At 49.7% G+C, this 22,824-nt stretch carries 23 protein-coding genes and 1 other RNA gene; 11 read left to right on the top strand and 13 right to left on the bottom strand.

Going from position 1 to position 22,824, the window contains the following annotated elements:
* The first annotated feature begins 154 nt into the window (after positions 1–154).
* Positions 155–853, top strand: coding sequence for a LexA family transcriptional regulator (locus KP22_RS19315; RefSeq protein ID WP_039304539.1), 699 nt, complete (start codon positions 155–157; stop codon positions 851–853).
* A 98-nt stretch (positions 854–951) separates the two neighbouring features.
* Here the strand turns inward: KP22_RS19315 and KP22_RS19310 are convergent, their stop codons facing one another.
* The 10 genes from KP22_RS19310 to KP22_RS19270 form a co-directional block, all read right to left on the bottom strand.
* Positions 952–1,668 carry a 4'-phosphopantetheinyl transferase family protein gene (locus tag KP22_RS19310; RefSeq protein WP_039304537.1) on the bottom strand — a complete coding sequence of 239 codons (717 nt, stop codon included), beginning with the start codon at positions 1,666–1,668 and terminating at the stop codon, positions 952–954.
* Positions 1,669–1,819: 151 nt separating this feature from the next.
* Positions 1,820–3,097 carry a NupC/NupG family nucleoside CNT transporter gene (locus tag KP22_RS19305; RefSeq protein ID WP_039304533.1) on the bottom strand — a complete coding sequence of 426 codons (1,278 nt, stop codon included), beginning with the start codon at positions 3,095–3,097 and terminating at the stop codon, positions 1,820–1,822.
* 428 nt (positions 3,098–3,525) lie between these two features.
* Entirely contained in the window at positions 3,526–4,323 is a 798-nt protein-coding gene (locus tag KP22_RS19300; protein ID WP_039304652.1) for a TatD family hydrolase, read from the bottom strand.
* 114 nt (positions 4,324–4,437) lie between these two features.
* Entirely contained in the window at positions 4,438–4,626 is a 189-nt protein-coding gene (locus KP22_RS19295) for a CsbD family protein (RefSeq protein WP_039304530.1), read from the bottom strand.
* 187 nt (positions 4,627–4,813) lie between these two features.
* On the bottom strand, positions 4,814–4,975 hold the full coding sequence (locus tag KP22_RS22035; protein WP_003019081.1) for a DUF1328 domain-containing protein: 162 nt from the start codon (positions 4,973–4,975) through the stop codon (positions 4,814–4,816).
* Between the two features lie 154 nt (positions 4,976–5,129).
* Positions 5,130–5,738: a molecular chaperone OsmY gene (gene osmY / locus KP22_RS19290; protein WP_039325828.1), complete on the bottom strand. Its 609-nt coding sequence runs from the start codon at positions 5,736–5,738 to the stop codon at positions 5,130–5,132.
* A 517-nt stretch (positions 5,739–6,255) separates the two neighbouring features.
* The gene (gene prfC / locus KP22_RS19285; RefSeq protein ID WP_039304524.1) at positions 6,256–7,845 is read right to left on the bottom strand and encodes a peptide chain release factor 3; all 1,590 of its coding nucleotides are present in this window, start codon (positions 7,843–7,845) and stop codon (positions 6,256–6,258) included.
* Between the two features lie 280 nt (positions 7,846–8,125).
* Complete coding sequence (locus KP22_RS19280) at positions 8,126–9,343, bottom strand: type II toxin-antitoxin system HipA family toxin (RefSeq protein ID WP_425311598.1); 1,218 nt, start codon at positions 9,341–9,343, stop codon at positions 8,126–8,128.
* The gene (locus KP22_RS19275; RefSeq protein ID WP_039304517.1) at positions 9,333–9,644 is read right to left on the bottom strand and encodes a helix-turn-helix domain-containing protein; all 312 of its coding nucleotides are present in this window, start codon (positions 9,642–9,644) and stop codon (positions 9,333–9,335) included. Before KP22_RS19275 ends, KP22_RS19280 begins: the two co-directional genes overlap by 11 nt.
* A gap of 205 nt (positions 9,645–9,849) precedes the next feature.
* Positions 9,850–10,545, bottom strand: coding sequence for a YtjB family periplasmic protein (locus tag KP22_RS19270; RefSeq protein WP_039304516.1), 696 nt, complete (start codon positions 10,543–10,545; stop codon positions 9,850–9,852).
* A 158-nt stretch (positions 10,546–10,703) separates the two neighbouring features.
* Between KP22_RS19270 and serB the strand changes: the two genes are divergently transcribed.
* The 3 genes from serB (at position 10,704) to nadR (ending at position 14,467) form a co-directional block, all read left to right on the top strand.
* A complete protein-coding gene (gene serB, locus KP22_RS19265) occupies positions 10,704–11,681 on the top strand; it encodes a phosphoserine phosphatase (RefSeq protein WP_039304513.1) in 978 nt (325 codons plus the stop codon).
* A 17-nt stretch (positions 11,682–11,698) separates the two neighbouring features.
* A complete protein-coding gene (gene radA / locus KP22_RS19260; RefSeq protein WP_039304510.1) occupies positions 11,699–13,081 on the top strand; it encodes a DNA repair protein RadA in 1,383 nt (460 codons plus the stop codon).
* 132 nt (positions 13,082–13,213) lie between these two features.
* Complete coding sequence (gene nadR / locus KP22_RS19255) at positions 13,214–14,467, top strand: multifunctional transcriptional regulator/nicotinamide-nucleotide adenylyltransferase/ribosylnicotinamide kinase NadR (protein WP_039304507.1); 1,254 nt, start codon at positions 13,214–13,216, stop codon at positions 14,465–14,467.
* On the opposite strand, the gene KP22_RS19250 is transcribed toward nadR, so the two are convergent.
* From KP22_RS19250 to zapA, 3 genes are all read right to left on the bottom strand, one after another.
* The gene (locus KP22_RS19250) at positions 14,464–15,108 is read right to left on the bottom strand and encodes a 5-formyltetrahydrofolate cyclo-ligase (protein WP_039304503.1); all 645 of its coding nucleotides are present in this window, start codon (positions 15,106–15,108) and stop codon (positions 14,464–14,466) included. The genes nadR and KP22_RS19250 overlap by 4 nt on opposite strands.
* Before the next feature lie 36 nt (positions 15,109–15,144).
* A non-coding RNA gene (gene ssrS / locus KP22_RS22030) (6S RNA) lies at positions 15,145–15,328 on the bottom strand.
* A 74-nt stretch (positions 15,329–15,402) separates the two neighbouring features.
* Positions 15,403–15,732, bottom strand: coding sequence for a cell division protein ZapA (gene zapA, locus KP22_RS19245; protein ID WP_039304500.1), 330 nt, complete (start codon positions 15,730–15,732; stop codon positions 15,403–15,405).
* Between the two features lie 192 nt (positions 15,733–15,924).
* Between zapA and KP22_RS19240 the strand changes: the two genes are divergently transcribed.
* From KP22_RS19240 to KP22_RS19210, 7 genes are all read left to right on the top strand, one after another.
* Positions 15,925–16,512: a YecA/YgfB family protein gene (locus KP22_RS19240; protein ID WP_039304497.1), complete on the top strand. Its 588-nt coding sequence runs from the start codon at positions 15,925–15,927 to the stop codon at positions 16,510–16,512.
* 105 nt (positions 16,513–16,617) lie between these two features.
* Positions 16,618–17,943, top strand: a complete 1,326-nt coding sequence (gene pepP / locus KP22_RS19235) for a Xaa-Pro aminopeptidase (RefSeq protein WP_039325825.1) — start codon at positions 16,618–16,620, stop codon at positions 17,941–17,943.
* A 45-nt stretch (positions 17,944–17,988) separates the two neighbouring features.
* Positions 17,989–19,167 carry a 2-octaprenyl-6-methoxyphenyl hydroxylase gene (ubiH, locus tag KP22_RS19230; RefSeq protein ID WP_039325823.1) on the top strand — a complete coding sequence of 393 codons (1,179 nt, stop codon included), beginning with the start codon at positions 17,989–17,991 and terminating at the stop codon, positions 19,165–19,167.
* A 28-nt stretch (positions 19,168–19,195) separates the two neighbouring features.
* Positions 19,196–20,407, top strand: a complete 1,212-nt coding sequence (gene ubiI, locus KP22_RS19225; protein ID WP_039304491.1) for an FAD-dependent 2-octaprenylphenol hydroxylase — start codon at positions 19,196–19,198, stop codon at positions 20,405–20,407.
* A gap of 345 nt (positions 20,408–20,752) precedes the next feature.
* Positions 20,753–21,232, top strand: coding sequence for an Hcp family type VI secretion system effector (locus tag KP22_RS19220; protein WP_039304490.1), 480 nt, complete (start codon positions 20,753–20,755; stop codon positions 21,230–21,232).
* Positions 21,233–21,347: 115 nt separating this feature from the next.
* Entirely contained in the window at positions 21,348–22,001 is a 654-nt protein-coding gene (locus tag KP22_RS19215) for a DUF4056 domain-containing protein (protein ID WP_039304488.1), read from the top strand.
* Entirely contained in the window at positions 22,001–22,429 is a 429-nt protein-coding gene (locus tag KP22_RS19210) for a hypothetical protein (protein ID WP_039304486.1), read from the top strand. Before KP22_RS19215 ends, KP22_RS19210 begins: the two co-directional genes overlap by 1 nt.
* Positions 22,430–22,824: the final 395 nt, after the last annotated feature.

The raw sequence follows: 22,824 nt of genomic DNA, 5'->3' as shown, positions 1-22,824 counted from the left end.
GACGCGGAGTCGCGCCGATAATGCTGCGATATCGTCACAACATTTCATTATCTCTTGTTGATTTTATCGTTTATGAGATAGACTTTAGACAACAAAAATCAACAAATCAATGATAAAATACACACCATGTTTATTTTCTGGGAGGGAGGTAAAAATGAACCAACTGACCGAGCGACTGCACTACCTGATGCAGCAAGAAAAGATGAAACAAAAAACGTTTGCAGAGCGGATCGGCACCTCGCCGCAGACGGTAAACAACTGGCTCAAGCGCGGCACACTAAGCAGGGAATCCGCACAGCTCATTAGTGAAAAAACCGGTTACTCACTTGACTGGTTACTCAATGGCATCGGCCATCCCAAGTCAGAGAACAACAACTTTAAGACGTCACGACTCCACGTCACTGAATGGGAAAATACCGACGTCGACAACGACGAATTCGTCGAAGTGTCTTTGCTGGGTGTACGACTCTCTGCCGGTGGTGGCGCTTACGATATTGATGAAGATGAAGCCTATGCCCTACCGTTCCGAGCGCATACGCTCCGGCGTTTAGGTATCCGCGTGGAGGATACGCGCGTCGTTACAGTTATGGGGGACAGTATGGAGCCAAAGCTTTCGGACGGTGATAAAGTTGCCGTCAATCTGTCTGACCGCGAGATCCGCGATGGCAAAATGTACGCCATTCGCATGGGAGAATTGCAACGGGTAAAAGCACTGATTAAGCGTCCGGACGGCAGCATCCTTGTACGGTCATTTAATTCGGAATACGAAGATGAAATTGTCACCAAAAAGCAGATGATAAACGGTGAACTCGTTGTCATCGGGCGCGTCTGGTGGGTCTCCGCGCTGGTATAACGGCAGGAGGATTGGCAGTGGCAACTGCCGAAAGGAAGTGATAGACGTCTGACCGTCGCGAATACCACTTCCTTTTAAGCCCTGCCGATTTACAAACATCAGCAACAGATGAAGGTGGTGACGTCGTACTCTCTCAGCAGATACGCGCCTTTAAAACGGCGTCCGGCATAAAACGTCGGCGTCAGATCGGTCAGCAGTTCCAGCTCAAACTCGCGTTTGGTGATATCCAGAGCCACCAGTCTGGCATCCAGAAAATCAAAGTAGTGCCGAACCTGCGGGTAAAGCGCCTTGAACAGGCTCTCTTTCGCCGAGAAGCTTATTGTCAGCAAACAGCTAAATCCCTCTTCTCGCTCCTGAAACCACTGGAACTCTTCATCGCCAATGATGCCAGGCCACAGCGATTGCGCACGCTCGTCGGATATAAATCCTTCAATATCAACCCCCACGCACGATACCTCATCGCTACGCAGATGCGCGGCACAGAGTACGCTGTCTTTATTATGGCTCAGTGAACCGGCAATATTTCCCGGCCACTGTGGTGAACGATCTTCTCCGCTATGCAGAATAAAATCGGGATGGTCCAGTTTGTTCAATACGAGTTTGGCCAGGCAGCGCCCAGCCAGAAATTCGGCGCGTCGTTTCGGTACCGCGCGCTCTAGCGCGTCGGAAAAAGGAATGTCCGCCTCGGCAAAAAGCGCATCGTCATACGCAGACAAATGAAAATGGCAGCGAGCAGTAATACCTGGGTAGGCGGCACCATCCGTTGCCCGTGGAAAAGTAATCCATTCAACATCATCAATAAAAGCAGAAAGCATGTTACTCCACTCAGGCAAGCATATCGGCACCAGCATTCAGTAAACATCGCGTAGACCACGCTTAAACCCTGAATAACGTAGGGGGTTTAAACGAACAATGGGCGACTTTCGCCGCCCATCATCTCGCTACTGCAAGAATACCTGGTTACATTTACAGAGCCAAAAAGAACCCTGCGATGCAGGCGCTCATCAGGTTAGAAAGCGTACCTGCCGCAACCGCTTTCAAACCAAAGCGGGCAATATCTTGACGCCGCGTTGGCGCCATACTGCCCAAACCTCCAATAAGAATAGCAATAGACGAAAGGTTAGCAAAGCCGCACAGCGCGAACGAAATCACAGCTTTGGTATGATCAGACAGAACCTGCAAACCAGCGGCCTGTACCACGTCATCGGCTTTCAGATATTCACTGAAATTCATGTAAGCGACGAACTCGTTGACGATCAGTTTTTGCCCAATGAACGAACCCGCAACGGTCGCTTCACTCCAGGGAATACCGATCAGGAACGCAACGGGTGCAAAGCACCAGCCCAAAATCAGTTCCAACGACAACTGCGGGTAGTCAAACCAGCCACCGATGCCCCCCAGAATGCCGTTCAACACGGCGATCAGGGCGATAAACGCCAGCAGCATTGCCCCCACATTCAGCGCCAGTTGCATGCCGGAAGCGGCACCACTTGCCGCGGCATCGATGACATTAGCCGGACGATCGTCTTCATCGACAAACCCAACCATCTCGTCATGGTCGTGCGTTTTTTCCGTTTCTGGCACCATCAGTTTGGCAAACAGCAATCCGCCCGGTGCCGCCATGAAGGAGGCTGCGATCAGATATTCCAACGGGACGCCCATCTGGGCATAGCCCGCCATCACCGCACCGGCAATGGATGCCAGACCACCACACATCACCGCAAACAGCTCTGATTGCGTCATGTTGGCAATATACGGACGCACCACCAGCGGTGCTTCCGTTTGGCCGACAAAGATATTGGCCGTCGCAGAGAGCGATTCAGTACGGGAGGTTCCCAACAGTTTCTGCAATCCACCACCGAGTACCTTGATGACCAACTGCATAATGCCCATGTAATACAGCACGGCAATAAGTGAAGAGAAAAAGACAATAATCGGCAATACGCGGAGTGCGAAAACAAACCCACCACCGCCAAATACTTCAAACATTTTGTCGGAGACCAAACCGCCAAACATGAACGACACGCCTTGATTTCCGTAGGCGATAACGTTTGCTACACCGCCCGTTAAGCCCTCCAGAACCTTGCGCCCTACTGGTACATACAGCACCAGCGCGCCAATACCGATCTGAAGAATGAATGCACCGGCTACGGTGCGCAATCTGATAGCTTTACGATTATTAGACAACATAACCGCGCACAGTATCAGAACGATCATGCCGATGAGACTCATAACGAGTTGCATGTACAGTTCCCTATAACGCGTGAAAAAAGTGAAATCATAATAAAAAATCATTTCGCCAGAACGGTCAGCACGCGCTGGCGAACTAATCCTATACTCTAAATAATTCACGTTTCAGGCAGGCGGCAAGCAAAGGAATCCCGATGAGCTTACACAAGTAAGTGATACGGGTGACTTGGCGTAGCCAACGTACATGCAACGTGAAGTATGACGAGTATAAAGAGTGGCTCCTGAAGGTCGCTAATTTATGTCACAAATACAGACAACATCGAACAGTCAAAAACACCAAATAGTGATCTTTATCACAATTTTATGATTGGTATATGAAATCAGAATGGCTGTTCTGTTTGTTGTTGCACAGAAATAAGAGAAAAGCGAAAGCAAACAGGCTTCCGCTTTAGGGGGATAGTTTCAGCATAACGGTAGCGGTGTTATGTCGGAGTGAGCCTTCCAAATAGCCTGAACGAATTCTGCCACAGCGCCTCAGCAATCTCTTCAGGCGGTTCTGCACGTAGCTCACACAGCGTTTGAAACGCGCATGAAATACGTTCGGGTCGGTTGGGCTGCCCCTGATAGCCACTCATCGGCATATCGGGTGCATCGGTTTCCAGCAGCAGCCGATCTAACGGCAGTTGCGCGATCGCCTGACGCGTTTTATTAGCTCGATCATAGGTAATCGTTCCCCCTACACCAATGTAATAACCTAGCCGGATAAAAGCTTGCGCCTGTGCCAGACTGCCTGCAAACCCGTGAACGACACCGGTACGCGGCACGTCAATGCGTCGTAGTAGCTGCGCCAGCCTGTCATGGCTGCGTCGAGAGTGCAAAATCACTGGGAGATCGTATTTTTTCGCTAGCCGAAGCTGGGCTTCAAGAAAGGTAAGCTGTCGTTCGAACTGGGGTTCTATCATATAGAGATCCAACCCAATCTCACCAACCGCCACCAGCCTTGCAGGCAATTGGCTCAGTTCCTCTTCCAGACTGAGCAGGTCGCTCTCTTGATGTTCGGCGATATAAAGCGGATGAAGGCCGAGCGCAGCGTAAAGCGGAGAGTGGTTACGAGCGAGCATCAACACACGTTCAAAATTTTGAGAAGCCACGGCTGGAATAATGATGCGTTCAACGCCAGCCTCTTGCGCCAGACGCAAGCTTTCCGGTGCATCATCATAGAATAGGGGGAAATCGAAATGACAGTGGGTATCGATAAAACGGTATCGTTCAGAAAGCACGTCGCTTTTCTCCGCTAAGATTAAGCCCGTCAAGGTGAGGCGACCTAATCTACGCACAAGTAACATCCTGCCAAGACATCATGGCAGAATCGGGCTTGTCGCTGCGGTAAAGCCTCAGTGTAACGTGGTTTTCTCTGAGGATACCTCTTCGTACGCTTTTCCGTAACCCTCTTGCAAGATGCCGGACAAGTAATCGTTACTCCCTTCCAGCCAGGCGCAGTCGCTGTCAAACCAATCGGCCCACAGCGCAAGGAAATTCCCTTTCCACTGTTTCCATTTGCCAACAACGATATCGCTATTCATCATGAGCCTCCTGATAAACTGTCGAAATGCAGCAAATACGCAGGTCGTATTAGTAAAAGATAGTGTGCCGGTAAAATGTGACAGCCGCATGGCGCGGCTGTGTGCTCTGTATGACATTTATTTATACTCGCCATATTCAAGTTGCGTGTGCTGCGTCACTTGAATTATTTAGAGTATAAGCGCTGTGCTACGGCCGTTTCCTACCCGTGAACAAGCTAACCAGAAACAGAATAATACCGACTACAAAGACGATTTTCGCCGCGCCAGCTGCTGTACCAGCTAAACCACCGAAACCCAGTGCTGCCGCGATCAGTGCGATAACTAAAAATATAATGCCCCAACGAAACATACGCTCTCCTTACCAGACAAAATGAAAAAAAATCATGGTAGTCATCCTAACGCGCTTCTTGCGTCCTGACTGCGTATCCACAGGTGGTGTTTTATTATGCGGATTAGGAAGGGTTATCCGCTCTTACGGATAACCCTGTGCGAAATGGCGACGGTTACTTAACGGTCAGGTCGTTTTTGACGCTTTTCACGCCTTCAACGGCCTTAGTAATACTTTCAGCACGGTCAGACTGTGCTTTGTTGTCCACTTCACCGCTTAGTAGCACAACGCCTTCCTGAGTTTCGACCTTCACTTTACGGGATGGAACAATATCATCCGCCAGCAGCTTGGCCTTAATCGTGCTGGTAATCACAGCGTCATCGGCATACGCACCAACCGATTGTGATGGATTATCTTTAACCTGCAATTTATCGCTTACAGATTGGACGCCCTCAACCTGCGTGGCAATTTCCACCGCTCGTGAGCTGAGTGCCTGACTGCCGACAAAGCCGCTTAGCGTGACGACGCCCTTCGTTGTTTCGACTGAAATGTCACTGCTGGTAATCGATTTATCTTCCAGCAGTGCACTCTTTACTTTTGCCGTGATAGCGCTGTCACCGATGTAGCCAGATGCTTTATTAGCGGAACTATCGACTTTTGCACCAGTTGTGTCCGCGATACGCTCTACCTTCTGCCCTAACGTTTCTTCAGCCATGGCACCGCCAGCCAGAATAGAACCCAGAGCAACTACGATCAGCGATTGTGTCAATTTGGTCTTTTTCATCGATGTCTTCCTTCTTATGCTTTTCTCTAAGCCCGACACAGTCTGTGTGTGAGCCACGTTAACGCCTGCACAGTCATCAGCAAACCAAGGTGATAATGACGTTACCAACACTCCGATAATTCTCTCTTCTTACAGGAATAACCAGAGTATTAAATTGCAAAGGCGAAAAAAATAAAAACAATAAACCAACTTAGATTACGTTAACAGTTGAACAAGCCAAATCAGTTAACACGCTGTTAACTATAGCCCACAGAATGGAAAATCACAGGGGAACGAAGAAATATGTGCAGCAATTCAGATTTGTCTGTTGCATCGAAGTGAGAAAAATTCCGGGGAAAAAAACAAAATTAACCGATTGATTTTTAATTAATTTAAAAATAAAAACACCCGGCACTTTTGGCCTAAAACCAACTATAACCGGGTGATAATTATTTTAATAACGAGGTTATTATTTAAACATCACGGTCACTATTTTTTGTGAAACCATGACGTTATCAATCCATCTCGTTATAAAAAATTAATGTTCGCGCGTTTGGTGGAACGTCACTTCAGGATAGCGTTCCCGCGTCAAATTCAGGTTTACCATCGTCGGAGCCACATAAGCCAGATTATCCCCACCATCCAGCGCAAGGTGCAGTTCGTTCTTACGCTTAAATTCTTCGAATTTCTTCACATCACTGCACTCAACCCAACGCGCGGTAGAAACGTTAACGGATTCGTAAATCGCTTCTACGTTGTATTCCGTTTTCAGACGGGCAACCACCACATCAAACTGCAATACGCCGACAGCACCAACGATGAGGTCGTTGTTGGTCAATGGACGGAATACCTGTACGGCGCCTTCTTCAGACAACTGTACCAGCCCTTTCAATAGCTGTTTTTGCTTAAGTGGATCGCGCAGACGAATGCGGCGGAATAGCTCCGGCGCAAAGTTGGGGATACCGGTGAATTTCATATCTTCACCCTGCGTGAACGTATCGCCAATCTGGATCGTGCCGTGGTTGTGCAGCCCGATGATATCGCCCGAATAGGCTTCTTCAATGTGGGAACGGTCACCTGCCATGAAGGTCAGCGCGTCTGAAATCACCACGTCTTTTCCCGTACGAACCTGACGCAGTTTCATGCTTTTTTCATATCTACCGGACACGACGCGCATAAATGCCACGCGGTCACGGTGTTTCGGATCCATATTGGCCTGAATTTTGAACACGAAGCCGGTAAATTTCTCTTCCTCTGCCGTAACTTCACGGGTATCCGTTTTACGCGGCATTGGCGTAGGTGCCCAGGCGACCAGGCCGTCCAGCATATGGTCAACGCCAAAGTTACCCAGCGCGGTACCAAAGAAGACTGGCGTCAGTTCACCGGCACGAAACGCTTCCAGTTCAAATTCGTGCGATGCCCCTTTCACCAGTTCCAGCTCTTCACGCAGTTGCGCAGCCAGTTCTTCACCAACGGCAGTATCCAGCTCCGGGTTATCCAGTCCTTTAACGATGCGCACTTCCTGAATCGTATGGCCTTTACCGGTCTGATACAGATAAGTTTCGTCTTTATAAAGGTGATACACGCCTTTGAACAGTTTGCCGCAGCCAATCGGCCAGGTGATCGGCGCACAGGCAATCTTAAGCTCACTCTCAACTTCATCCAGCACTTCCATCGGATCGCGGATGTCACGGTCAAGTTTGTTCATGAACGTCAGAATCGGCGTGTCGCGCAGACGAGTGACTTCCATCAGCTTACGTGTACGGTCTTCGACCCCTTTTGCGGCGTCGATGACCATCAGGCAGCAGTCTACCGCCGTCAGCGTACGATAGGTATCTTCGGAGAAGTCTTCGTGCCCTGGGGTATCCAGCAGGTTAATCAGACATTCACGATAGGGAAACTGCATTACAGACGTGGTAATTGAGATACCACGCTGCTTTTCCATCTCCATCCAGTCGGATTTCGCATGCTGGTTCGAACCACGCCCTTTTACCGTACCGGCAGTCTGGATCGCCTGTCCGAACAGCAGGACCTTTTCGGTAATCGTGGTCTTACCGGCATCGGGGTGAGAAATGATAGCGAACGTTCTTCGCTTATTGATTTCATTAAGAAAATCTTGGGTTGCCATGTATAAATTCTTTTAGTTTGTACACGGATTTGTACACACTTCTGGAAGTACTCTCTTTTCAGTTCTTCGCTTGTCAAATCCGTCGTGTTAATCGTAATTGGCCGCTATTTTCTCTGATCTTGGCGTTATAAACAATCAATGGTCGCCTAATCGATTACATTTACTCTCAGCGTGCGCCAACGCTCAGTTGTCGCTGTTTGCAATCGTTGCTTCTTCAGCTCATAGCCAACGGCTTAGAGCTTTAAATAATATAGAAGAACGCACACGGAACCCTAGCCTATTAGCGCAGTGGTATATCTCTCAAGTGTTTCTCAATAGATACCATGATAGATTTGGTAAGCGGTAAGTGTGCTTTTTCTTTCGCCCATACTTCATGGAAGCTTGCCACAGTTTGCCTGGCCGTATCCAACACCAACTTTTCTGGCAACATGGCTTTAGCCGCTAAGTGCGATAATTCATCCAGAGTAAAATCACTGAACTTTTTGCTGCGGCTAACTTTTAATGAGGCACTATCATCGGGAATGTAGGGAATGGTCGAGACAAAGTCATAAGCTGGTGCAATTGATGCTGTGCGCTTGTCTTTGTAAATAACAGACCAGTTCTTCAAATGCATATCAGCGTTGCCAATTAGGGTATTGAACACCAACCTGCGAATAAATTCAGCAATGTCTTCCTCTTGACCCTCTATACCGATAACCTGCGCGATATTACGCATACTGGCTTTTTTGTATTTATCTTGAGGATATACGCCAAAGACTTGCGCAAAGTCTTCAATATGTATTGCTTGCCCCTCAGCACGGTCAAAACGCTTGATTGCAAAGGCACTATTGCCAAACTTTCCGATTCCTTCTGGGATATTAGCAATCTGGTTAATGGGTAGCAGTTGAATCTCTGGCACATCCATTCCTAACATTCGCGCCAATACCATCATCGAATATTCATTTTCTGGCACGGCTTCAAAGCGAGATGACGGCAATTTCACAATCCATGAGCCACCTTTACCTGTAGCTGGGATCGTCAACCCGCCATTGGCATGTTGCACGGCTGAAAATTTCAACTGCACACCTGCCAATGAAAAGCGCATCGGTGCTTCGTATTTGGTTTCATCTTCTATTTCTTGCTGCACATTAGGCGGTAGCGCTTCACCATCGGCAGGTTCGACAGTAATCGCTCCCGCTAAATCTTGTCCTAATACCCACAATAGAAAAAATTCCCGCGCGGGGTTCACACCCGCACGCTCTGCCAAGTAGTTACGCATCGTTTCTTCTGGCAGGAGATTGGAGAAAAACGGTGTTAACTTGGTTTGGGTAGGTTTGAAGTTAGTGACCAAGCCACCGAGCGAATCCTTAAAGCCAAGTCCTAACACAGGCCGGAATTCATCATTCGCGTAAGTATCCGTAAAAGCAAATAGCGTTTTATCATTGCCAACGTTGGTGATCGTTGCGATAGGCGCTCCGTAGAGCAAAACGTTTAAAGTGGATACATTATTAGTCATCATTGTCTCCATCTAAATGGTATGCAGGTGACATCCCCTCCCCCTCATCCTGAGTTCCTTTGCTACTTCGAATGATCGACTTTATCGCTGGCACAGACTTTTTAGGCGCGACAAATAGCTCCAGGTCAAGCACGCGCGCGAGTGCAATCAAGCTGGAAACCCTTAGATCAACGCCTCCAGACTCGATTTTCGAGATATGGCTTTGAGGTACACCCGAACGGGCGCTTAGCTCTCTCTGGCTAAACCCCTTACGTGCGCGTGCTTCTCGAAGACTTTCTAGTATTTGCTCTGTTACATAGCTCATATTTGATATTCTTTAATATATCAATAATTATAAAATATATATAAAAATATATCACCGCAATCAAAAGAGCACAAGATTGATTAGCTTTTATATATCATTCCGTATGGTTGATATATAAAAGCTAATCAAAGGTGATGTTAAGCGTTGCATCGGTGATAGCACAAACCAGCGTGACCACATCTTTAGGGGATATACGAGGTGACCATCAGAGGCTTTTCTCTTCCCCGTCTTTTTTCACTACCACGCTGCCACTCGGCTGCGTGTCACTCTCCACCTCATCTTCTTCTTTCACTGGCGTACTCGCAGTAAGAAGATAAGGTGATTGCTGCCAGCGGGTACGGCGGTTCTGCAATAGCGTTCGCGTCAGAATGATGCCGATAGCCAGTGAAAGTAAAATCATCAGACGCAGAATATTGGTCGTGTTATCCACCTGTCTGGCTTCGGTCGCCAACACATGCGTATCCAACGTGATGCGCAGGAAGCCGATAGGTCCCTCTTTTCCTTCAATCGGCTGCACCAGTTGATGGTTAAAGTAACTACCAACGCGATTACCGTCCAGCGCCAGCCGGTCCCGTAGTTGAACCTGTTCACCAACATGCGCCACCAGCGAGCCGTCCTGCTGATACACACCCGCATCCAGAATACGGCTGTGATCGGTCAGTTGCTTGAGGATGGTCGTAATTTTTTGGCCATTATCATCCACGCTGCCCATCAGCGGCGAAAGGCTATAAGCGACCTGTCTGGATAGCGTGCGTGCCAGATCTTCAACCTGTTCAGAACGTGCCATCTGGTGGCTCAAACTGAAATAGGACGCGCCCTGCATTAATACCACCAGCAGGGCGAGGCAAATCAGCACAATTGCCGTGCGGTGTAGACGAAATTTCACCCGGGCGCGAACCATGATAATCCTTACACGATTTGGATACTTTCATGTTGCCAGAAGCGCCGACGATAGGATAGCTTGTTGCCCAGTTTTTGGAGGGATATGTTTGGCCGACGCCACATCCCTCTTTTTATCGTACGACTTTATCGCACTACTGCCAGCAGAGGATTTCCCCCATGTCGAATAGTCTGACCTATCGTGATCTCCCGAATGAGATCAACTGTTGGCCGGGACTGCCATTATCACTGAGCGGTGACGAAGTGATGCCGCTTGACTACCGCGCTGGCGACACTGGCTGGCTGATTTATAGCGATGTCCTCGATAAAAACCTGATTTCTCGCTACCAGCGTAAGCTGGGAAGCGCCATGGTTATCGTGAGTGCCTGGAACGTGGGCGATTATCAGGTTGTCCGTTTAGCGGGCACACTGACGCCACGTGCAACCAAGCTGGCTCATGAACTGGGGATTGATGTCGCAGCCATGAGCAACGCGCCAACGCTGCGTTCGCCGGGTTTATTGATCATGGACATGGATTCCACTGCCATTCAGATCGAATGCATTGATGAAATAGCCAAGCTGGCAGGCACGGGTGAACTGGTGGCCGACGTCACCGAACGCGCGATGCGCGGCGAGCTGGATTTCGCCGCCAGCCTGCGTCAGCGTGTTGAGACCTTAAAAGGTGCCGATGCCACTATTTTACAGACAGTACGCAAAACGCTGCCGCTGATGCCGGGCTTGAATAATATGGTTAGCCAGCTTCAGGAAGCGGGTTGGCACGTCGCGATTGCGTCGGGCGGGTTTACCTACTTTGCCGATTATTTGCGTGACGAATTAGGTCTGGTCGCCGCCGTTGCCAACGAATTAGGTATGAAAGATGGCAAACTGACTGGTGAAGTCATCGGCACGATTGTCGATGCAAAATATAAAGCCACTACGCTGCAACAGCTAGCGGAAAAGCTGGAAATTCCCATGCACCAGACCGTTGCTATCGGCGATGGCGCAAACGATCTGCCGATGATCAAGACAGCCAGCTTAGGCATTGCCTATCACGCTAAACCCAAGGTCAATGAGCAGTCTGCGGTAACCATCCGTCATGCCGATCTGACCGGCGTGCTCTGTATCCTCAGCGGCAGCATGAGACACGAAAAGCGTTAATCAGTAGGAGGTGAACCGTGGCAAAAGCCGTCAAACGAGCGTTTGTATGTAATGAATGCGGGGCTGACTATCCGCGCTGGCAAGGGCAGTGTAGTGCTTGCCACGCCTGGAATACCATTACCGAAGTTCGTCTGGCATCGGCGTCCGTATCGCGTTCCGACCGTCTCACCGGCTATGCGGGTGAGAGTGCTGGCGTCAGCCGGGTGCAAAAACTGTCGGAAATCAGTCTTGAAGCGCTACCTCGTTTTTCCACTGGCTTTCTGGAGTTTGACCGCGTTCTGGGCGGCGGCGTCGTTCCGGGCAGCGCGATTCTGATCGGTGGTAACCCCGGCGCGGGTAAAAGTACTCTACTGCTACAAACGCTCTGCAAGCTGTCAGAAAATATGAAAACCCTGTACGTCACTGGCGAAGAGTCATTGCAGCAGGTGGCGATGCGGGCGCACCGCCTCAATCTGCCAACTCAGAATCTCAATATGCTGTCGGAAACCAGCATCGAACAGATTTGCCTGATTGCCGAGCAGGAACAACCGAAGCTGATGGTGATCGACTCCATCCAGGTGATGCATCTCGCCGATATTCAATCTTCCCCCGGCAGCGTCGCGCAAGTGCGTGAAACCGCAGCCTACCTGACGCGCTTCGCTAAAACGCGCGGCGTCGCCATCGTGATGGTTGGCCACGTCACCAAAGACGGCTCGCTCGCCGGGCCAAAAGTATTGGAACACTGTATCGACTGCTCCGTGCTGCTCGACGGCGATGCCGATTCGCGCTTTCGCACGCTGCGCAGCCATAAGAACCGTTTCGGTGCCGTCAATGAGCTGGGTGTATTCGCTATGACGGAGCAGGGACTGCGTGAAATCAGTAACCCGTCAGCCATTTTCCTCAGCCGTGGTGACGAAGTGACGTCTGGTAGCTCGGTCATGGTGGTGTGGGAAGGTACGCGCCCGCTGCTGGTCGAGATTCAGGCTTTGGTAGATCAATCAATGATGGCCAACCCGCGTCGCGTTGCAGTCGGGCTGGAGCAAAACCGCTTAGCGATTCTGCTCGCGGTACTGCATCGCCACGGCGGCTTGCAAATGTCGGATCAGGATGTGTTCGTGAATGTCGTCGGCGGCGTCAAAGTGACCGAAACCAGCGCCGATCTTGCGCTGCTGCTATCGCTGGTTTCCAGCTTCCGCGATCGCCCGCTGCCGCAGGATCTGGTCATCTTCGGTGAAGTCGGTCTGGCGGGCGAAATCCGCCCGGTTCCCAGCGGCCAAGAGCGGATTACCGAAGCTGCTAAACACGGCTTCACGCGCGCCATCGTTCCTCATGCCAATATGCCGAAGAAAGCCCCAGCCAGTATGCAGGTATTCGGCGTGAAAAAGCTGGCCGATGCGCTGGCGATCCTCGACGATCTCTAAACAGACCACAGAAAACCATCCGCTGCTCTTCTCCCTGTTTAGCCTCAAGTCCAAACAGCGGTGTGAAAGAGTAGCGGAGGTTGCTTTATCTTGTGGTATTTTGTTTAGTAGGCTAAACAAGAGTGTTGCACCATGTCATCATTTGATTACCTGAAATCCGCTATCCGCCAGAAGGGTTGCACCCTACAGCAGGTTGCCGACGCAACCGATATGACCAAAGGCTATCTTAGTCAATTACTTAATGCCAAAATAAAAAGCCCTAGCGCACAGAAGCTGGAAGCGCTGCATCGGTTTCTTGAGCTGGAATTCCCTCGCTATGAAAAGAATATTGGCATCGTCTTCGGCAAGTTCTATCCGCTACACACCGGCCACATTTATCTGATTCAACGCGCATGCAGCCAGGTCGACGAACTGCATGTGATTTTAGGTTACGACGAGCCGCGCGACCGTCTGCTGTTTGAGAACAGTTCGATGTCACAGCAGCCTACCGTCAGTGACCGCCTGCGCTGGCTATTGCAGACCTTCAAGTATCAGAAAAATATTCACATTCATGCCTTTAATGAGCAAGGAATGGAACCTTACCCACATGGCTGGGATGTATGGAGTAAAGGGATTCAGGCGTTCATGCAGGAAAAAAGCATCACGCCTAATTTCGTCTACACCAGTGAAGAACAGGATGCGCCGCAATACCGCGAACATCTGGGCATTGAGGCTGTCTTGATCGACCCACAGCGATCCTTCATGAACATCAGCGGCTCACAGATCCGCCACGATCCTTTCCGCTACTGGGATTATATCCCAACCGAAGTTAAGCCGTTCTTTGTGCGTACCGTTGCCATTCTTGGCGGGGAATCCAGTGGTAAATCCACGCTGGTGAACAAGCTGGCGAATATCTTCAACACTACCAGCGCCTGGGAATATGGTCGCGATTATGTATTCTCCCATCTGGGTGGCGACGAGATGGCGTTGCAGTATTCCGACTACGACAAAATCGCGCTGGGTCAGGCACAGTACATTGATTTTGCGGTCAAATACGCCAATAAAGTGGCCTTTATCGACACCGATTTTGTCACCACACAGGCGTTCTGCAAGAAATATGAAGGCCGTGAACACCCGTTCGTTCAGGCGCTAGTCGATGAATACCGCTTCGATCTGGTGATTTTGCTGGAGAATAACACGCCGTGGGTGGCCGATGGGCTGCGCAGTTTAGGCAGTACCACTGCCCGTTCGGAATTCCAGAACCTGCTGAAAACGATGCTGGCTAACAATAATATCCCGTACGTTTACATCAAAGAATCGGACTACGATTCGCGTTTCCTGCACTGTGTGGAATTGGTACAGCAGATGTTGGGCCACGATCGGTCGCCCGGGCAGATAAAAAGCTAGCGCGTGTTCCACTGCCAATGGTGAGAAGGGGTAATAATTTCCGGCAGCGGAATGTCCCAACTTTCCGCTGGCAGTGCATCAACAATCTGACAATCGTGGGCCAGCCCAATCGGGTAAGGCCCGCGAGACATCCGGTTGCGGTACTGCAACGTACGGTCGTAGAAACCGCCGCCCATACCAAGCCGCTTCCCCTGATGATCAAACGCCACCAGCGGTGTCAGCAGGATGTCCAACTGCGGTAACGGCAACACCTGCCGTACGTCCAGACGCGGCTCCATAATCTTCAGACGATTGCGCACCAGCTCAGTATCCGGTGTATAGCGCAGAAACAAGAGATACCCGGAACGGAACGGATGCAAAACCGGCAAATAAACACGCTTCCCCTGCTCCCACAGTTGTTGAATCGACGGGGTCGTATCCAGTTCGCCATCAAACGACAGAAACACTGCCACGCTATCTGCCTGTATGATTTTCGGGTGCGCTATGACGCGTTCACATACCTGTTGGGCAAATAATCTCTGCTGTTCCGACGTCAGTAAACGCCGCTGCTGACGCACAGCCTGACGAATCTGCTGACGTGATGCTGCCATAAAAGAGGATGGTGAATTATCGGGAAGAATTGACGTATCAAAAGATGACATGGGCTGCGTTCGCCACGGTCAAGAGTGATAAAAAAGGGAATCTCCGAGATGCCGCCGCAGGCTGTAACCCTTGAACCCTTGGTTCAAGGTGAACATAACGTCGCAGTCTTAAGGCTTCTCGGACGAACCGAGCATGCTCACCAACCGCAGAGCATTACATTCTGTTGGTATGAAATATCGGCTCAGGGGACTGACCCGCTGACAAACATCTCAGAGAAATTTTATTCGTTACTCGCGATAAACCTTAGCACGTCTTACCGCGTAAAAACACCGTACTTTTGTCAAAATACGACGTTATTCAAATTGTGCACCCTGACGTTCCGTGATCTTGCCCTGTTCCAGCAACGCCTGCTCGATGGTCTGCTGCAACATACGAATACGTTGTTCCATATTCGATGCATAGTCACGCGTCTTACCCCGTTCCTGCGCCAGTTCATGGCACACATTCAGCGCGGCAATAAACACCAGTTGCTCAGTGTTTGTGACTCTAGTGCGAACTTTAAGATCTTGCAACCGCTGGTTAAGATCTTCCGCTGCCTGATTCAACGCTTCCTGTTGTTCTGGCGGACAATTCACTCTTAACGAACGGCCAAAAATTTGAATATCTACTGGTTGTGCAGACATACCACCTTCCTGCCTTTTTTCGTTCTTGCGCCCGCGTGTCGCATAGCATGAGCATTACCCGTTACATCGGGTTCGTTAAAGCGGGCGCCACTATATATAGCCGAGATCTAAGATACAAGCCCTTTCTGGAATCCAAAGGGAGCTTGGTGGTAGCATAGCACGAACCAATCCAGCCAACGATGACGAATCCGCATGTCTATAGAGAATACGTTTCCTGCCTATGAAGGCCTTAACCAACTGCTTCACCAACAGCAAGTCGCGCTGACCGCAGCAGAAATGCACGGTTTGATCAGCGGAATGCTGTGTGGTGGAAACCATGATGACAGTTGGAGAACGCTGGTTTTTGAACTGACCAATGAAGGTATGGCGTTTACTCAAACGCTATCGCAGCCGCTTCAGGATCTCTATCAGGCCACGCGTGAAGCGCTGGAAGATGATGGCTTCCTGTTTCAGCTTTTCCTGCCTGATGATTCGCTGGACGACGTGAGCGTTTTCGATCGCGCCGATGCGCTGGCAGGCTGGGTCAATCACTTCCTGCTTGGCTTAGGCGTCGTTCAGCCGAAGTTGAACAAGGTTAAAGGCGAGCTGAAAGAAGCCATCGAAGATTTACGTAACATCGCACAGCTTGGCTACGACGAAGATGAAGATCAGGAAGAGCTGGAGCAATCACTGGAAGAAGTGATTGAGTATGTTCGCGTTTCTGCCATTTTGTGCCATACCGAATTGACCAACCAACGCGTTGTGATCGCCCCCGAACAGCAAAAGCCAACGCTGCATTGATTTTTATGCCAGGCGGTCTTATGAAAAACGCTATTTTATAGAGTACGTGGCTTATTCAGAGCGGAAGGGAAAGGTAACCGCACGGACAATTTTCAGGAGCAGGTGATGAATCCACAAGAATTTCTTCGTCGTCGTCAGGGTCTGTTAGAAAAAATGGCTCCAGGAAGCGCGGCGATTATTTTTGCCGCGCCGGAAGCGCAGCGCAATGCCGACAGTGATTACCCTTATCGTCAAAATAGTGATTTCTGGTATTTTACTGGTTTCAACGAACCAGAAGCCGCTCTGCTGCTGGTAAAAAGCGATGCCAAACATCATCACAGCGTAATCTTCAACCGCGTGCGCGACCTGACCGCTGAAATCTGGTTTGGCCGTCGCCTGGGTCAGGAAGCAGCACCAGCAAAACTCGGCGTTGACCGCGCACTATCGTTTGCCGAAATCAGCACACAGCTGCATTTATTGTTGAATGGACTGGACGTAGTCTACCACGCGCAAGGGCAGTACGATTACGCCGACAAACTGGTCTTCGCCGCGCTGGACACCTTGCGCAATGGCACCCGTCAGGGCTTTTCTGCCCCAGCTACACTGACCGACTGGCGCCCGTGGGTACATGAAATGCGCCTGTTTAAATCGCCTGCGGAAATCAGCGTGATGCGCCGCGCCTGCGAAATTACCGCGTTGGCCCACACCCGCGCCATGCAGAAATGTCGCCCCGGCATGTATGAATATCAGCTTGAAGGCGAAATTCACCACGAATTTACCCGTCACGGCGCACGCTACCCGTCTTATAACACTATCGTCGGCAGCGGTGACAACGGCTGCATCCTGCATTACACCGAAAACGAAACGCAAATGCGCGACGGCGATCTGGTGCTGATTGACGCTGGCTGTGAATACAAAAGCTATGCTGGCGATATCACCCGCACCTTCCCGGTCAACGGTAAGTTTACCGCGCCGCAGCGTGCCATTTACGACATCGTGCTGCGCTCACAGTTGCGCGCACTGGAGCTGTTCGGCCCCGGTCGCAGTATCCGTGAAGTAAACGAAGAAGTGGTGCGCATCATGGTTAGCGGGCTCATCAAGCTCGGCGTGATGAAAGGGGAGGTGGAAGAGCTGATTGCCGAACAGGCACATCGTCAGTTCTTCATGCACGGCCTCAGCCACTGGTTAGGTCTGGACGTGCATGATGTAGGCAATTACGGCACCACCGACCGAGGCCGCCCGCTTGAGCCCGGTATGGTGCTAACCATCGAGCCAGGTCTTTACATCGCGCCGGATGCTAAAGTGCCGCAGCAGTATCGGGGTATCGGGGTACGCATTGAAGACAACATCGTGATCACCGAAAACGGTAACGAAAATCTGACCGCGGGCGTAATCAAAGACGCTGATGCCATCGAAGCGCTGATGGCGCAACGGCATAACACGCAGCACTAAGCAGCGCCTTCAGAGGACAACGACATAATTGCAAAGGACAACAGCATGGCGGTCATGATTGTCGGTGGTGGAATGGCGGGCGCGACGCTGGCGCTGGCGATATCACGGCTCTCACAGGGCACAATCCCGGTTAACCTTATCGAGGCATATTCACCACTCGACAAGGAACATCCCGGTTTTGACGCGCGTGCGATCGCGCTGTCTGATGGCACGCGCCAACAGCTAGCGGCGCTGGACATCTGGCAAGCGCTATCTGGCAATGCAACGGCAATAACCGACATTCACGTCAGCGAACGCGGTCACGCCAGCGTAGTGAATCTGCACGCGTCGGATTATCACGTTCAGGCATTGGGCCATGTGGTTGAACTACACGACACCGGGCAACGCCTGTTTTCTATGCTGCAACAGGCACCGGGCGTGCGCCTGCACTGCCCGGCCAAAGTCGTTGCCGTCACGCGGACGCAAGAGAACGCAACGCTAACGTTGGATAACGGCACTGAGCTCACAGGTCAACTGCTCGTTGCCGCTGATGGGTCACGCTCTATGCTGTCGCAATCCTGCGGGATTCACTGGCAACAGCATGATTATGATCAGGTAGCAGTGATCGCCAATGTGACGACCGCCGTACCCCATCGCGGACGCGCATTTGAGCGGTTTACTCCGCATGGCCCGCTGGCGCTGTTACCGATGAGTAACGGTCGAAGCTCACTCGTCTGGTGCCACGATAAACATCGTCAACACGACGTCGATGGATGGAGTGGAACCGAATTTCGCCAACAGCTACAGCAGGCTTTTGGCTGGCGTCTGGGGCAATTCACCCACATCGGCGAACGCCATAGCTATCCGCTGCGCCTGCTAACCGCCAGCCAGCATATCAGCCATCGGCTGGCGCTGGTCGGCAACGCGGCACAAACGCTGCATCCGATTGCCGGACAAGGCTTTAATCTGGGAATTCGCGATGTTATGTCGCTGGCAGAAACACTCGTCGATGCGGCGAAAAACCAGCAGGATATCGGCCAGTACAGTGTGCTCAGCCGCTATCAGCAACGCCGCGAACCCGATCAACACACCACAGTCGCGATCACCGATGGTCTGGTCAGGCTATTCGCTAATCGCTATACCGCGCTAGCGGTCAGCCGCAATCTGGGTTTGATCGCCATGAATAACCTGCCGTTGATGCGCGATGCGTTTGCCCGTCGCACGCTGGGTTGGGTAGAACGTTAATTAAGCTCGCCAACAGGAAAATACGGAAATGCAATCATTCGACGTGGTTATTGCCGGTGGTGGTATGGTCGGTCTGGCGCTGGCCTGCGGCCTACAGGGTAGCGGCCTGCGCATCGCCGTGCTGGAAAAACAAGCAGCCGAGCCTCAACCACTCAGGAAGGATCGTGCTCTGCGCGTCTCCGCCATCAATGCCGCCAGCGAATGCCTCCTGCGTCATATCGGCGTTTGGGAAAGTCTCGTGGCGCAACGCGTCAGCCCTTACAACGACATGCAGGTATGGGACAAAGACAGCTTCGGCAAAATCAGTTTTAGCGGTGAAGAATTCGGCTTTTCCCACCTGGGACATATCATTGAAAACCCCGTGATTCAGCAGGTGCTGTGGCAACGCGCTTCTCAGTTAAGCGACATCACCCTGCTCTCCCCCGCGTCGTTAAAACAGGTCGCCTGGGGCGAAAACGAAGCCTTTATTACATTGCAGGACGACAGTATGCTGACCGCCCGACTGGTGGTCGGCGCGGACGGTGCACATTCGTGGCTACGCCAGCATGCGGATATTCCGCTGACCTTTTGGGATTACGGCCACCACGCGCTGGTCGCCAATATTCGTACAGAACATCCCCACCAGTCCGTAGCACGTCAGGCGTTCCACGGTGACGGCATTCTGGCATTCCTGCCGCTGGACGATCCGCACCTTTGTTCAATTGTCTGGTCACTTTCGCCGGAGCAGGCACTGGCTATGCAGGGCTTGCCAGTGGAGGAATTCAATCGTGAGGTCGCCATGGCGTTTGATATGCGGTTGGGATTGTGTGAACTGGAAAGTGAGCGTCAAACTTTCCCACTGATGGGGCGTTATGCCCGCAGCTTCGCCGCGCACCGTTTGGTGCTGGTCGGCGACGCAGCACACACTATTCACCCACTGGCAGGACAAGGCGTTAATCTGGGCTTCATGGATGTCGCCGAACTGATTGCCGAGCTGAAGCGCTTACAGACTCAGGGTAAAGATATCGGCCAGCACCTTTATCTTCGACGCTATGAACGCCGCCGCAAGCACAGTGCTGCTGTGATGCTCGCCAGCATGCAGGGGTTCCGCGAACTGTTTGACGGCAATAATCCGGCGAAAAAACTGCTGCGTGATGTCGGTCTGGTGCTGGCGGACAAACTGCCCGGCATTAAACCGACGTTGGTACGTCAGGCGATGGGATTACACGATCTGCCAGACTGGCTTAGTGCTGGGAAATAATAAAACCGGAATGGATAATAAACCTCGCCGCTTCGGTGGCGAGTTACCTCAATAACATTTATTTTTTAATTAAATCACCAATAAACTATTAGTCATCGTGTTATTTAATCGACTAATATTATCTCATCCATATGATGCAATTAATTACACAAATATAATTAGCACAGTAGTAAATCAAATTCCCTACCCAAATTCATCATTAAAAACAAACAATTAATTATTTTTGAAAAAATACCGTTCTTAACTAAATCAGACAATTGCTTAAAAAGACAGCCCATTCTTTTATTTAATAGAAATTTACGCTATAAGGAACCCAACAAGGATTTTTAACAGGGAGTTACAAGAATGGCTAATTCTATTTTTATGAAGATAACAGGAAAAATTCAGGGTCTCATTTCTGAAGGGTGTTTAAGCATCGACTCTGTAGGAAATAAACATATTTCTGGCCACGAAGATGAAATTTTTGTTTATGCGACAAACTACGACCTATCAAGAGATCGACACGTCAATCATCACCCCTTTTCCGTAACCAAAGTCGTTGATAAATCCACACCGCTCTTGCTCACCAGCATGGCCAACAATGAGCTAATGGAAGTTGAATTGAGGTATTACCGCACCTCCGCCAGCGGAACACAGGAGAATTACATGACAATCACATTGAGGGATGCCTCTATTGTCAATCTTTCTAATCAAAACCCCAACTCATTGACGCATAGCGATATGCAGCCTTTTGAAATCCTAAGCCTGCGTTATGAGAGTATTACCTGCCAGCACAATATCGCAGGGACATCAGGGTACAGCATATTGACTGAGAATATGTACTGATAAGCCATAAAACACACCTCATTAATTCTTTAATACATTATGGTTTTGTATCAGGAGGGATAGCGAGCAACAAGTGGCACCCCAGTGATAAAACCTTCAGTCGGAGTCATTTGGAATGACAACAAGGCGAGATATAGAAAGGAATCGTTTGGTTTACACCGAACAGCTTGGGTGGATTGATTTAGGCCACGCAAAAGGTGACGATGCGAGGAACTTATGGGGGCAGCTCATCAGTGAGCCTGCAAATCCGTTACTCAAAGAGTATTTTCTGGTTAATTATTCTCAGGCTATGCGTTATCGTCGTGTACAGACAGGTGTTCATGCGCAATGGAAGGTCAAAAGAGGGTTGTCGATAGAGACTAAACGCTCTATTGCACTCTCCATAATGTTTTACGTCTCTCTAAAATTTGAGGGGTTACAGTCTAATTCCTTGTTCTCGCTTGTTACGGATAGCGGTTTCAGCTGTGAAGATCTGGTTTCCAATTTAGTCGGTTTTTATTCAGTAGTTCTTCCCAGAGATTATATTTCACTTAGTCAGAAAAAATCGACAGAATATGCTCTTAAAATATGGGATTACTATGGGCCAGTGGGAAGATATAAGAATAATGAACTCAGACCTCTCATTTTCCCCGATCCAGAAATGCATGCTTACCCTTATAAAAAACCGTTACCACCTTATCTGTCAGCGATAAAGCCTTTTTCATCTTATGAAAACGATCTGGTTATCAATACGATTGATAAGAATGTATTTTTAGGATTCAAAGTGTAATGAAAACGATCTTATTCATATTTATCTCGTTATTTTCCCTATTGCTTTTTTGGGGATGGCTTATCATCGTTCCTTATACAGTTTATACTGAAAAAGACATTTTTAAGTATTATGCATTAACTTATAAAGAAATCAGAGATGTGCCAAAGTTGTCAAAAAAATATTATTTTTCTTATGAACCAAGTGATGAGGCAAAACCGCAGATAAGTACGATATTTTTATGCGATCTAGATAACATTAATGAGGCTTACGATAAGTTGCTCAATTATGTTAACAGTACTGGCATCCCATTAGTTGATGATTTCTCCTTAGGTAATTACCCATCATTCGATGAATACTTTCAGATCATTAAAACAAAAGAGCAAGACAGGGTAACAATGAAAGAAATAGAATGTCTAATGTTGGATTTATCCAAGGAACAACGTTAATGAATGAGTGAATAGCGTTGTGGCTTAAAAATGAGTACATTCGCGTTTGATCTGTTCTTGGCTTAGAAATAAGTCCAAAAGGCGTTATCATTAATAAAAAACCTTATTAATCTATTCCTTCAGCGCTGATGGAGAGTGATGAACGAACATGCGTGGAATAATCATTACTTTGAAAAATGAGCGAGTTTCGAACTGCAATATTCAATTTTTTCTCAACCAAGCACCAGAAATAGCCGGTCTCACTGATGTCCAGAATTCACGATCGCTTTGGCTTTGTTGAATAAATCAGATTTGAGGCGAGCCTTCCTGTAACAGGCCACTCTTCAGGCAATAAGTACACTTGCAGGCATGCCAGCCTTCGTCATTTTGTTCAGCGCACGAACCATGGCCAAAGC

It is taken from the genome of Pectobacterium betavasculorum (genome assembly GCF_000749845.1).
Lineage (GTDB): Bacteria > Pseudomonadota > Gammaproteobacteria > Enterobacterales > Enterobacteriaceae > Pectobacterium > Pectobacterium betavasculorum.
The sequence above is the reverse complement of the archived record's forward strand: the minus strand, read 5'-3'. Positions and strand labels throughout refer to the sequence as shown.